Annotated in this window: 11 protein-coding genes; 7 read left to right on the forward strand and 4 right to left on the reverse strand. The window is 64.1% G+C overall.

Annotated features, from left to right (window positions below):
• Nucleotides 1–6: 6 nt before the first annotated feature.
• A complete protein-coding gene (gene dut, locus ACTJKE_RS21605) occupies nucleotides 7–480 on the reverse strand; it encodes a dUTP diphosphatase (protein WP_058324609.1) in 474 nt (157 codons plus the stop codon).
• Between the two features lie 91 nt (nucleotides 481–571).
• Between dut and ACTJKE_RS21610 the strand changes: the two genes are divergently transcribed.
• The gene (locus tag ACTJKE_RS21610; protein ID WP_058324610.1) at nucleotides 572–2,155 is read left to right on the forward strand and encodes a peptide chain release factor 3; all 1,584 of its coding nucleotides are present in this window, start codon (nucleotides 572–574) and stop codon (nucleotides 2,153–2,155) included.
• 77 nt (nucleotides 2,156–2,232) lie between these two features.
• On the opposite strand, the gene ACTJKE_RS21615 is transcribed toward ACTJKE_RS21610, so the two are convergent.
• From ACTJKE_RS21615 to ACTJKE_RS21625, 3 genes are all read right to left on the reverse strand, one after another.
• Nucleotides 2,233–2,931: a B3/B4 domain-containing protein gene (locus tag ACTJKE_RS21615; RefSeq protein ID WP_058326257.1), complete on the reverse strand. Its 699-nt coding sequence runs from the start codon at nucleotides 2,929–2,931 to the stop codon at nucleotides 2,233–2,235.
• A 33-nt stretch (nucleotides 2,932–2,964) separates the two neighbouring features.
• The gene (locus tag ACTJKE_RS21620) at nucleotides 2,965–3,882 is read right to left on the reverse strand and encodes a DMT family transporter (RefSeq protein WP_058326258.1); all 918 of its coding nucleotides are present in this window, start codon (nucleotides 3,880–3,882) and stop codon (nucleotides 2,965–2,967) included.
• Between the two features lie 91 nt (nucleotides 3,883–3,973).
• The gene (locus ACTJKE_RS21625) at nucleotides 3,974–4,780 is read right to left on the reverse strand and encodes an AraC family transcriptional regulator (RefSeq protein WP_058324613.1); all 807 of its coding nucleotides are present in this window, start codon (nucleotides 4,778–4,780) and stop codon (nucleotides 3,974–3,976) included.
• Between the two features lie 177 nt (nucleotides 4,781–4,957).
• Between ACTJKE_RS21625 and ACTJKE_RS21630 the strand changes: the two genes are divergently transcribed.
• From ACTJKE_RS21630 to nirB, 6 genes are all read left to right on the forward strand, one after another.
• Nucleotides 4,958–5,545 carry an ANTAR domain-containing response regulator gene (locus ACTJKE_RS21630; RefSeq protein WP_058324614.1) on the forward strand — a complete coding sequence of 196 codons (588 nt, stop codon included), beginning with the start codon at nucleotides 4,958–4,960 and terminating at the stop codon, nucleotides 5,543–5,545.
• A gap of 38 nt (nucleotides 5,546–5,583) precedes the next feature.
• Nucleotides 5,584–6,885: a CmpA/NrtA family ABC transporter substrate-binding protein gene (locus tag ACTJKE_RS21635; protein WP_425986052.1), complete on the forward strand. Its 1,302-nt coding sequence runs from the start codon at nucleotides 5,584–5,586 to the stop codon at nucleotides 6,883–6,885.
• 346 nt (nucleotides 6,886–7,231) lie between these two features.
• Nucleotides 7,232–8,524 carry a CmpA/NrtA family ABC transporter substrate-binding protein gene (locus ACTJKE_RS21640; RefSeq protein WP_058326259.1) on the forward strand — a complete coding sequence of 431 codons (1,293 nt, stop codon included), beginning with the start codon at nucleotides 7,232–7,234 and terminating at the stop codon, nucleotides 8,522–8,524.
• 58 nt (nucleotides 8,525–8,582) lie between these two features.
• Nucleotides 8,583–9,476, forward strand: coding sequence for a nitrate ABC transporter permease (ntrB, locus tag ACTJKE_RS21645; RefSeq protein WP_082663437.1), 894 nt, complete (start codon nucleotides 8,583–8,585; stop codon nucleotides 9,474–9,476).
• A 14-nt stretch (nucleotides 9,477–9,490) separates the two neighbouring features.
• Nucleotides 9,491–10,291, forward strand: a complete 801-nt coding sequence (locus ACTJKE_RS21650; RefSeq protein WP_058326260.1) for an ABC transporter ATP-binding protein — start codon at nucleotides 9,491–9,493, stop codon at nucleotides 10,289–10,291.
• A 4-nt stretch (nucleotides 10,292–10,295) separates the two neighbouring features.
• Nucleotides 10,296–12,389, forward strand: a 2,094-nt coding sequence (nirB, locus tag ACTJKE_RS21655) for a nitrite reductase large subunit NirB (protein WP_440660557.1), incomplete at its 3' end; no start/stop codon positions are given.

Below are 12,389 nucleotides of genomic sequence, written 5' to 3' on the forward strand. Positions count from 1 at the left end.
CGTAGATTAAACCCCGGTCGAGCCGAAGCCGCCGGCGCCGCGCGTCGTCTCGCTGGCATTGTCGCTCTCGCGAACGGTGACCTGCGTGACCGGCGCGATCACCATCTGGGCAATGCGCATGCCGCGCTCGATGAGGAAGTCTTCGTCACCGAGATTGATGAGCAGCACCTTCACCTCGCCGCGATAGTCGCTGTCGATGGTGCCGGGGGTGTTGAGGCAGGTGATGCCGTGCTTGAAGGCAAGGCCCGAGCGCGGGCGGATCTGCGCTTCATAGCCCACGGGGACCTCGAAGATGAAGCCGGTCGGAACGAGGGCGCGTTTGCCCGGGGTGAGCATGAGCGGCCGATCGCCGGGAACGGCTGCGCGCAAATCCATGCCGGCGGCGCCTGCCGTCTCATAGGCGGGCAGCTCGAGGCCTTCGCCATGCGGCAGGCGAACGAGGTTGAGGGTCGGGCGGGAAACGGAGGGGTGCGTGCTCATGACCGCATAAGCCGGGCGGCGGGCGCCTCGGTCAATTGCATAATCGGGGCCGAGCCTGTAAAGGACGCGGCAACTCACAGGATTCTACGACATGGCTGAAACTCTCGCCGAGGCGGTCTCCCGCCGCCGCACATTTGCGATTATCGCCCACCCGGACGCCGGTAAGACCACTCTCACCGAAAAGCTGCTGCTGTTCGGCGGCGCCATCCAGCTCGCCGGCGAGGTCAAGGCCAAGAAGGATCGCATCCAGACCCGTTCGGACTGGATGAAGATCGAGCGCGAGCGCGGCATCTCGGTCGTCACCTCGGTGATGACCTTCGAATATGGCGGCAACGTCTTCAACATTCTCGACACACCCGGTCACGAAGACTTCGCTGACGACACCTACCGCACGCTGACGGCGGTCGATGCCGCTGTCATGGTCATCGACGCCGCCAAGGGTATCGAGCCGCGCACGCTGAAGCTCTTCGAAGTCTGCCGCATGCGCGACATCCCGATCATCACCTTCGTCAACAAGATGGACCGCGAAAGCCGCGATCCCTTCGAGATCCTGGACGAGGTCGAGGAAAAGCTGGCGCTCGACTGCGCGCCGGTGACCTGGCCGATCGGCCGCTCGAAGACCTTCTGCGGCTCCTACAATCTCGCCCACGACACCGTGCGCGGCTCCGACACGCAGGAAATCCCGACCAAGGTCAACGGTCCGGAAATGGCTTCCCACCGGCTGCCTGAGAACGAGCGCGACGCCTTCACCGACGAGCTGACGCTGGCGATCGAGGCCTGCAAGCCCTTCGACAAGAAGGCTTTCCTCGAAGGCCACCTGACGCCGGTCTTCTTCGGTTCGGCGCTGCGCAACTTCGGTGTGCGCGATCTCATCAACGCGCTCGGCGACATCGCGCCGCCGCCGCGTGACCAGGTGGCGGATATCCGCACGGTGCACGCCACCGACGACAAGATGACGGCCTTCGTCTTCAAGATCCAGGCCAACATGGACCCGAACCATCGCGACCGCATCGCCTTTGCCCGCGTCTGCTCCGGCAAGCTGGAGCGCGGCATGAAGGCGCGGCTGTCGCGCACCGGCAAGCAGCTGGGCCTCAGTGCCCCGCAGTTCTTCTTCGCGTCGCAGCGCCAGCTCGCCGACACCGCCTATGCCGGCGACGTCGTCGGTATCCCCAACCACGGCACGCTCCGGATCGGCGACACGCTGACCGAGGGCGAGTCGCTGGTGTTCCAGGGCGTGCCGAATTTTTCGCCGGAAATCCTGCGCCGCGTGCGTCTGGAAGATGCAATGAAGGCCAAGAAGCTGAAGGAAGCGCTGCAGCAGATGGCGGAAGAGGGCGTCGTGCAGCTCTTCTCGCCCGAAGACGGCTCGCCGGCAATCGTCGGCGTCGTCGGCGCGCTGCAGCTCGACGTGTTGAAGGAGCGCCTCAGCGCCGAATACGGCCTGCCGGTTTCCTTCGAAATGTCGCGCTTCTCGGTCTGCCGCTGGATCTCGGCTGATCAGCCTGCCGAACTCGACAAGTTCGTCACGGCCCGTCGCGGCGACATCGCCCGCGACCTCGATGGCGACCCGGTGTTCCTGGCGCAGGACAGCTTCTCGCTGCGCTACGAGGCGGAACGCTATCCGGCGATTAAGATGGTCGCGATCAAGGAGTATCACGTCGCCAAGGCGGCGTGATCGATTTCTCGTCCGGCCGGTGCCTGAGGCATCGGCCGGTTTTCCGGCGCCTGCCGCGCCGTGTCGGAACGACTTCCCTAAATCGAAAAATCGAAACGCCGTGACGAGCGATCCAGCATGGCCATGCTCGGGCGAGTGCTCCAAGCTGCAGAGATCGCTTCCGAAAGCGCAGTCATCAAACGCGCGACGTCCTCTCGCGCCGTTTCGTGCATGGCTTCGGCAACGATCAGCGCATGCGCCGTCTGCGGCCGGATCGCCGAATGGCCGCTCTGCCGGTTGGTCCAGCGCCGGGCATGGGCCCGTCCTTCGGCATCCGCGAAGATCACTTCGCCGGGTTCCGGGTTTTCCGTTTCGTCTGCGAAGGTCAGATAGGTCTCGTTGCCGACCGCGCGGCGGACGTGCAGAAAATCGCTGACGTTCGAAAGGTCGAAGACCGCGATGGGAATCGCGGAGGCGAGCGAGGCGGCGTTGCACAGATCGATCAGCGGATGGATCGCCGGCAGGCTGCCTTCTTTCCGGAAGCGCCGGAGCAGCGCCTCGGAGGCGGAGCGATACTGTGTCGGCTTCAGCCCCATCCTGGCAAAGGTTCGGCGCCATGCCTGGATTTCCGGCAGATCGCTTTCCGATCCGGCGCCGAGGCGGTCCTCTGCGATCGCCTGGAAGCGGCGAACATGGTCCTCGACCGAAACTTCGCTGCGTACGTTGTCGATGAAGAGTGCGCCGACGTTGAGCTCCGGGAAGTCGCGCCAGATATCGTCTGCGTGTTGGAAGTGCATGGAGGCCCTCGGATTAGATGCGTTCATTCTGGCTCAAGCCTTCCCTGCCTGAAAGGCGCGCGCTGTCCTTCGGCTGGCGCGGATCTGGGGCACGGTCAGGCCAAGTACGGCGGCGAGCACGCAGCCGATCCCAAGCAACTGGTGAGTGCCGACCGGCTCGCCGAGCAGAAGAAAGGCAAAGAGCACGGCGGAGACGGGCGCCAGCGCTGTGAAGACGGAAGCCTCGGTGCCGCTCACCCGTGCGGAGCCGGCATACCAGAGCACGAAGCCCGCCACCGTCGGAATGAGCGCATAGTAGAGAACCGCAACGATCGCGCCCTTGTCGATCCGTGCGGCCGAAGGTGCCTCGAAGAGCGCGGGGATGAGGGCGACGGCGAGGCCGAGACCTGCCATCAGCGTCGAAAGGGCAAGCGGAGAGATCTCGGCCCTGACGCGCTTGTTGATGAGGATGAACAGGCCCTCGCAGATGACGGCGCCGAAGATGAGGGCGATGCCGAACGGGGAGTGCGCGGCGCCTTCGCCGGGCTTGAAGACGATGGTCAGCACGCCGACAGCGGCGAGCGCGATCGCCGCAAGCATCCGGCGGTCGGGGCGCTCGCCGAGAAGCAGGATGGCGATTGCGGCGGAAACGATCGGCAGGGTCCCGATCACCACGCCTGCGTCGGTTGCGGACGTCAGGCTGAGACCGGCGATCAGCAGGGTGGTGTAGCCGACGCTACCGGCACCCGCCTGGGCGATGAGGATCAGCCAGTCGCGCCGCCCGAGTTTCGGCCACGGCGTCTCGGTGATCCACTTCAGCAGCAGGAACAGCGGGAAGGCGATGGCGAAGCGCATGGCCGTCGCGGTGAAGGGCGCAAGCCCGGCGGCGATGATCTTGCTGGCGATCACCGTGCTGCCGACGAGGATCATCGCCAGCGACAGATAGAGATAGCCCTGAAATTTTTCCGACATGTCCGTTCTCCGTTGCAGTGCCGCGCTTGTCGATGCGCAGGTCGAGCAATGCGCCGGAGGTGGAGGCGGGTCTTGAACGGAATTGCGGGTGCTACCGCCTGGCCTCGGCATAGATGCCGGGCGAAAGGCCGTATTTACTGACGAAGACGCGCGTCATGTGGCTCTGGTCGGCAAAGCCGGCCGCGAATGCGGCCTCTGCCAGCGGTGTGCCTGCGCCGATCAGTCGGCGGGCGAGATCGATGCGGCGCTGGACGATATAGGCATGCGGCGTCAGGCCGACCGCTCTCGCGAAGTTGCGCACGAGCTGGAAGCGGCTGAGCTTTGCTTCGACGGCGAGGTCGGTAAGCGTGATCGTCGCCGTCGGATCGTCGTCGATCATCGTTTTTGCAGCGGTGACGGTTGCCGGTCTTTCGTGGTGCTGGGGTCTGCCGGTGGCAAGAACGCTCGCAAGCAGCAGCAGAAGCCGCTCCTCGCGCCGGATCGTCTCATCCTGTGCTTTGGGACCGGTGATCGCCGTGAACAGTGCCCGGAATTGGTTTGCCGCTTCGGCGTCCTTAAAAGCCGGTAAGGCAAATTCTCCAGCGTCCGAGCGGCCCTGGCTGATATCCTCGGCGGCGGTGGCAATGACGGAAGGATCGAAATAGAGCATGCGCCAGGAACGGCCGGCGTCACCGATCGGTGCGCCGTCGTGCACCTCGCCGGGGTTGACGGTGATCAGGTCGCCGGCGCCGGCCTCGACCATGCCGCGGCCGCTGAGCGATTTCTGGGCGCCCTGGTAGATGAGGCCGATGCCGAATTGCTCGTGGGTATGGCGGGCGAAGGAATGGCGCGTTTCCGCCTCCACCGCGTCAATGCCCGCGGTAGCGCTGCGCAGCATCCTGAACTGACCCTTTGCCATCCGCGCGCCGATCCTTTTGCTCCCACGTCTTTTACATCGTCCGACCGCATCCCGCTATCGTCGCGAACCTCGCCCAATCGATTGGCGATTCGCCTAAATTTTATGCATATAATACAAATGTCAAAACAATAGGCAAATCCTGTTGCGAAAAATGCTGCGCTGCATCATGATCGAGCGATGACACACCGGGACCTCACCATTCTCGTGATTGACGAGAACGCCATCCGCGCCTCGATCATCGAGGAAGGCTTGCATGAGGCCGGCCATCGCAAGGTCACGGTCATTCACGAGGTCCAGGGCGTCGCGCGCACCATCGACACGCTCAGGCCCGATGTCATCGTCATCGATATCGAAAACCCCAACCGCGACATGATGGAGCATCTGTTCCAGCTCACCCGCACCGTCGGGCGGCCGATCGCCATGTTCGTCGACCGCTCCGATACGGCGTCGATAGAGGCGGCGGTGGAGGCGGGCGTCTCCGCCTATGTGGTCGACGGGCTGAAGAAGGAACGCGTCAAACCGATCCTCGACATGGCCGTCAGCCGCTTCAACGCCTTCAGCCGGCTGCAGCGCGAGCTCGCCGACGCGAAATCGGCGCTGGAAGAGCGAAAGGTGATCGAGCGCGCCAAGGGCATCCTGATGAAGATGCGCGGACTTTCGGAAGACGAGGCCTTCGCGCTGCTGCGCCAGACGGCGATGAACGAAAAGAAGAAGATGTCGGAGATCGCGCAGAGCGTGGTCACGGCCGCGGGCCTGCTGATGTGAGAGCGCGGTTTCCGATGCTGTCGGAAGGAGACACCGGAGTGAACATCATGACGACCATCGACAATTCGCGACCCGGCGCGGCGGTGGGCGACGGGCTGCCGGCGCCGGTGAGACTGGGCGGCGAGGGGGCACGGACGATCCGAGCCGGCTTCATTCCGCTGGTCGATGCCGCCGTGCTGATCGTGGCGGCGGAACTCGGCTTCGCTCGCAAGGAGGGGCTGACGCTCGATCTCGTCAAGGACGTCTCCTGGGCCAATGTGCGCGACCGCCTCGCCTTTCGTCAGTTCGACATAGCCCACATGCTCTCGCCGATGCCGGTGGCCGCCATGCTCGGCCTCGGCTCCAATCCCTCGCCGACGATCGCCCCTTTCTCGCTCGGGCGTGGCGGCAATGCGATCACGCTTTCCAATCGGCTCTTCGCCCGCATGCAGGAGGAAGGCGCCCTTGGCGAAGTAGAGGATGCGCTCGCCCATGCGCGTGCGCTCGCCGCGGTGCTTGCCCGCATGCGCCAAAGCGGCGAGGCGGCGCCAAGGCTCGGCGTCACCTATCCCTTCTCCTCGCACAATTACGAGGTCCGCTACTGGCTTGCCGCAGGCGGCATCGATCCGGACCGCGACGTCAAGCTTGTGGTGGTACCGCCGCCGTTAACCTCGGATGCCCTTGCCGCCGGCGCCATCGATGGTTTCTGCGTCGGCGCGCCCTGGAACATGGTGGCCTCCGAGCGTGGGCTCGGGCGCATCGTCGCCGCCAAGCAGGACATTTGGCCATTGGCGCCGGAAAAGGTGATCGGCATGCGGCCGGAGTGGGCGGACAGCAATGCCGAGACCGTATCGCGCCTGCTCGTGGCGCTCGACCAGGCGGCGCGCTGGTGTGATGAGCCGGACAATCGCGGCACGCTTGCCGAACTGCTTGCCGCCCCCCGTTACATCGGTGCCCCGGTCGAAATCATCCGCCGGGTTCTCGCCGGAGAGTTCGCCATCGATGCGGCCGGCAACAGGCGAGTGATCGACGACTACTTCGTTTTTCATCGCGACCACGCCAACTACCCTCGTCCCGTCCAGGCACTGTGGATCTACAGCCAGATGGCGCGCTGGGGGCAAGTGCGGCTATCGCCCGAGATGCAGGCGCTGGCGGCTGCCGCCTATCGCCCCGACCTCTATCGCCAGGCGCTCGGCGGGGCCGCCGCTCCCGCCGCTCCCGCTATTCGTGTCGAAGGCGAGAGGCCGGGCGAACGCTTCATGGATGGGCACGTTTTCGATCCCGCAGATATCGGGGCCTATGTTCGCACTTTCCCCGTTCGCGCTTTGGCGGAGAGCGTTTCGGTCGAGCAGGAGGGTTGAGGATGGCGCACCATGTTTGTGCAGAATCCCGATGCGGAATATGTGCACCGCACAATAATTCAGCAGAGTCTACAATAGGCGCATTTATGGGCGCCGCATCTGCATCCGGAAATTACGATTTGAATTCAAACCACTAAGGGGCGTGGCGGCGAACTGGCACGGCCCTTGCTTTTCTAGAAATGCTTCGGTCAACGGCGATTGAAGCTATCTCAAACGCCAGATCGCGTTTGCCAACGACACCGACGTCGCAAGGTTTTTGTTTTCCGAGGGTTCCTCCCGATCCCGGACGCAAGCACCGAGCGGCGTTTTTTTATGTCCGTTATCCGGCCAGCAGAGGAACCTGCGCATGACCAAGTTTTCGACCGGCGGTCTGACCCGCCGAAGCCTGCTGAAGACCACCGCGACCGTTGCGCTCTTCGGCGCGGTCAAGTCGGCCTTCCCATCCGGTGCCTTTGCGCAAGGCTCCGGGCCGGAAACCACCAAGGCCGTGCTCGGCTTCATCGCGCTCACCGACTCGGCACCGCTGATCATCGCCAAGGAGAAGGGCCTCTTCGACAAATACGGCATGACCGAAGTCGAGGTGGTCAAGCAGGCCTCCTGGGGCACGACCCGCGACAACCTGGTGCTCGGCTCCGCCGGCGCCGGCATCGACGGCGCCCATATCCTGACGCCGATGCCCTATCTGATCTCGACCGGCAAGGTTACTCAGAACAACCAGCCGCTGCCGATGGCGATCCTTGCGCGCCTCAACCTCGATGCCCAGGCAATCTCGGTCGGCCAGGCCTATGCCGACCTCAAGGTCGGCCTCGATGCATCCGCGCTCAAGGAAGCTTTCGCCAAAAAGAAGGCCGAAGGTGCCGCCGCCAAGGTGGCTATGACCTTCCCCGGCGGCACCCACGATCTCTGGATCCGCTACTGGCTCGCCGCCAGTGGCATTGATCCCGATAGCGATGTCGAAACCATCGTCGTGCCGCCGCCGCAGATGGTCGCCAACATGAAGGTGGGCACCATGGACTGTTTCTGCGTCGGCGAGCCCTGGAACGAGCAGCTCGTCAACCAGAAGATCGGCTACACCGCCGTCAACACCGCCGAAATCTGGAACGAGCATCCGGAAAAGTCCTTCGCCATGCGCGCCGACTGGGTGGAGAAGAATCCGCGTGCTGCCAAGGCGCTTACCATGGCGATCCAGGAGGCGGCGCAATGGTGCGACGACATGGCGAACAAGGACGAACTGGCGAAGATCGTCGGCAAGCGCAGCTGGTTCAACGTGCCGCCGAAGGACATCGTTGATCGCCTCAAGGGCGAATACGACTACGGCAATGGCAAGGTCGTCGAACAGAGCCCGCACTTCATGAAGTTCTGGCGCGATCACGCCTCCTATCCCTTCCAGAGCCACGATACCTGGTTCCTCACCGAGAATATCCGCTGGGGCAAGTTCGCGCCCGATACCGACGTCAAGGCGCTCGTCGCCAAGGTCAACCGCGAGGATATCTGGCGTGAGGCCGCCAAGGATCTGGGTGTCACCGACGTGCCGGCATCCACCTCGCGTGGCGTCGAAAAATTCTTCGACGGCAAGATCTTCGATCCCGCGGATCCGCAAGCCTACCTCAAGAGCCTTTCGATCTCGCGCGTCGCCTGAGCCATCGCCGATGCTGGCCGGCCGCCAGCATCCGCTTTCGAATACCAAGGAGAACGGCATGACCGTCACCAACCTCAAACTCAAGGGCCCGTCGGCGCCGCGACCTGCCGCGCGCGTGATCGCCTTTACCCGCTCGGCGAAACCCGGAAGCAGTCGTCCGCTGCTCGAAAGACTCGCCGCCGGTGCCGCGAACATCGCGCCGCTCATCGTCACGCTGTCGCTGATCCTCATCACCTGGCAGGTCGTCTGTTCGGCGCCCGATTCCAGCCTGCCGTCGCCGACCGGGGTGCTGGAGGAAAGCTGGGAGCTGATCGCCCACCCCTTCTATATCGGCCAGGGCGTCGACCAGGGGCTCTTCTGGCACATCGCGGCGAGCCTTCAGCGCGTCGCGGTCGGCTATGCGCTCGCGGCGGTCGTCGGCATCGCGCTCGGCGCACTGGTTGGCCAGAGCCAGCTTGCCATGCGCGGGCTCGATCCGATCTTCCAGGTGTTGCGCACTGTGCCGCCGCTTGCGTGGCTGCCTTTGTCGCTGGCTGCTTTCCAAGACGGCAACCCCTCGGCGATCTTCGTGATCTTCATCACCGCCATCTGGCCGATCATCATCAATACCGCTGTCGGCATCCGCAACATCCCGCAGGATTATCAGAACGTCGCGAGGGTGCTGCGCCTCAACGCCTTTGAATATTTTGCCAAGATCATGCTGCCAGCCGCGGCGCCCTACATCTTCACGGGCCTGCGCATCGGGATCGGCCTCTCCTGGCTGGCGATCGTCGCGGCTGAGATGCTGATCGGCGGCGTGGGCATCGGTTTCTTCATCTGGGACGCTTGGAACTCCTCGCTGATCAGCGACATCATCGTCGCGCTGATCTATGTCGGCATCGTCGGCTTCCTGCTCGATCGCCTCATCGCCCTCGTCGGCCGCGTTGTCACCCGCGGCACCGCAACCGCTTGAGAGAGGGGAAAGCCATGACCAAGAGCTATCTTTCGCTGGAACTGATCGACAAGAGTTTTGAACGCGGCGGCGTGCGCACCGACGTGCTGAAGCAGGTGTCGCTGTCGGTGGACAGGGGCGAGTTCATCTCCATCATCGGCCATTCCGGCTGCGGCAAGTCGACTTTGCTCAACATCGTCGCCGGCCTGACGCTGGCGACGACCGGCGTCGTGCTGCTCGACGGCCGCGTTGCCGACGAGCCGGGGCCGGATCGCGCCGTCGTCTTCCAGAACCACTCGTTGCTGCCCTGGCTGACCGTCTACGAGAACGTCCGCCTCGGCGTCGACAAGGTCTTCTCGCGCACCAAGAGCAAGGCCGAGCGCCACGACTGGACGATGCGCAATCTTGAACTCGTGCAGATGGCGCATGCGACGGACAAGCGCCCGTCCGAAATCTCCGGCGGCATGAAGCAGCGCGTCGGCATCGCCCGCGCGCTTGCCATGGAGCCGAAGGTGCTGCTGCTCGACGAGCCTTTCGGTGCGCTGGACGCGCTGACCCGCGCGCATCTGCAGGACCAGGTGATGCAGATCCATGCCGAGCTCGGCAACACGGTGCTGATGATCACCCATGACGTGGATGAGGCGGTGCTGCTTTCCGATCGCATCGTGATGATGACCAATGGCCCATCAGCCCGCATCGGCGAAATCCTCGACGTGCCGCTCGCCCGACCGCGCCGCCGCATCGAGCTTGCCGGCGACCGAACCTACCTCAAATGCCGCGAAGCCGTGCTCAAGTTCCTCTACGAGCGCCACCGCTTCGTCGAAGCTGCGGAGTGATCCCATGGCTGAACACACCACTGAAAAGCTCGTGATCATCGGCAACGGCATGGCGCCGGGCCGCATGCTGGAAGAACTCTTCGAGAAGGCCTCGGGCCGATACGCGGTGACGATCTTCAACGCCGAGCCGCGCGTCAACTACGACCGCATCATGCTGTCGCCGGTGCTTTCGGGCGAGAAGGACTACGAGCAGATCATCATCCACGGCGACGGATGGTACATCAAGCACGAGATCACGCTCTACAAGGGCCACAAGATCATCGCCATCGACCGTGACGCCAAGACCGTCACCTCCGACCATGGCGTCACCGAGAGTTACGACAAGCTCGTGATCGCGACCGGTTCGGTGCCATTCATCATTCCGGTACCGGGCAAGGACCTGCGCGGTGTCATCACCTATCGCGATCTCGACGATGTGCAGGCGATGCTGCTTGCGGCCCAGTCGCGCGAAAAGGCTGTCGTCATCGGTGGCGGTCTTCTCGGCCTCGAAGCGGCAGCCGGTCTCAATGCACGCGGCATGGACGTCACCGTCCTGCACGTCATGCCGACGCTGATGGAGCGGCAGCTCGACCCGTCCGCCGGCTACCTGCTGCAGAGGGCGGTCGAAGAGCGTGGCATCAAGGTCATCACCAAAGCGAATACCAAGCGGATCGTCGGCGAGGAGAAGGTCGAGGGCATTGAACTCGACGACGGCCGGATCATCCCGGCGACACTGGTCGTGATGGCGGTCGGCATCCGACCGAATGTCGGCCTTGCCAAGGAGGCGGGGCTTGCCACCAACCGCGGCATCGTCGTCGACGCCGGTATGCAGACGTCCGACGGCCACATCATGGCGCTCGGCGAATGCGCCGAGGTCGGCGGCATGGTCTATGGCCTGGTGGCGCCGCTGTATGAGATGGCGCGGGTTGCCGCGCGTCACCTGGCCGGCGATCGCAGCGCCGCCTTTGTCCATTCCGATACGCCGACAAAACTGAAGGTGACCGGCATCAACCTCTATTCGGTCGGCGATTTCGCCGACGGCGACGGACGCGAGGAGATCGTCCTTCGCGATGCTACCGCCGGCATCTACAAGCGGCTGGTGCTCAAGGAGAACCGCATCATCGGCACGGTACTCTACGGCGAGACCGGCGACGGCGCCTGGTTCAACGATCTGATGAAGCGTGGCACCGACATTACCGAAATGCGCGACACGCTGATCTTTGGCCAGGCCTATCAGGGAGGGTCGCCGCTGGACCCTATGGCGGCCGTTGCAGCCTTGCCGGATGATGCGGAAATCTGCGGCTGCAACGGCGTCTGCAAGGGCAAGATTGTCTCGACGATCGGGACCAAGAGCCTGACCTCGCTCGACGACGTGCGCGCCCATACCAAGGCGTCCGCCTCATGCGGCTCCTGTACCGGCCTCGTCGAGCAACTGATGTCGCTGACGCTCGGAGACACCTACAATCCCGCTGCCGTCCAGCCGATGTGCACCTGCACCGAGCTCGGCCATGACGACGTGCGCCGGCTGATCAAGGCCAAGGGGCTGAAGACCATTCCCGCCGTGATGCAGGAGCTGGAGTGGAAGACCTCCTGCGGCTGCGCCAAGTGCCGCCCGGCGCTCAACTACTATCTCGTCTGCGACTGGCCGGACGAATATGCCGACGATTACCAGTCGCGCTTCATCAACGAGCGCGTCCACGCCAATATCCAGAAGGACGGCACCTATTCGGTGGTGCCGCGCATGTGGGGCGGCGTCACCAATTCCGGGGAATTGCGGGCGATCGCCGACGTGGTCGACAAGTTCGATATCCCCCTGGTCAAGGTGACGGGAGGCCAGCGCATCGACCTGCTCGGCATCGAGAAGGAAGACCTGCCGGCGGTCTGGGCGGATCTCGGCAAGGCCGGCTTCGTCTCCGGCCAGGCCTATGCCAAGGGGCTGCGCACGGTGAAGACCTGCGTCGGCTCCGACTGGTGCCGCTTCGGTACCCAGGATTCGACGGGGCTCGGCATCCGCATCGAAAAGTTCATGTGGGGCTCGTGGACGCCGGCCAAGCTGAAGATGGCGGTCTCCGGCTGTCCGCGAAATTGTGCCGAAGCCACCTGCAAGGATATCGGCGTC

Origin of the sequence: Ensifer sp. 22521, from assembly GCF_052044795.1 — a bacterium.
GTDB lineage: Bacteria > Pseudomonadota > Alphaproteobacteria > Rhizobiales > Rhizobiaceae > Ensifer.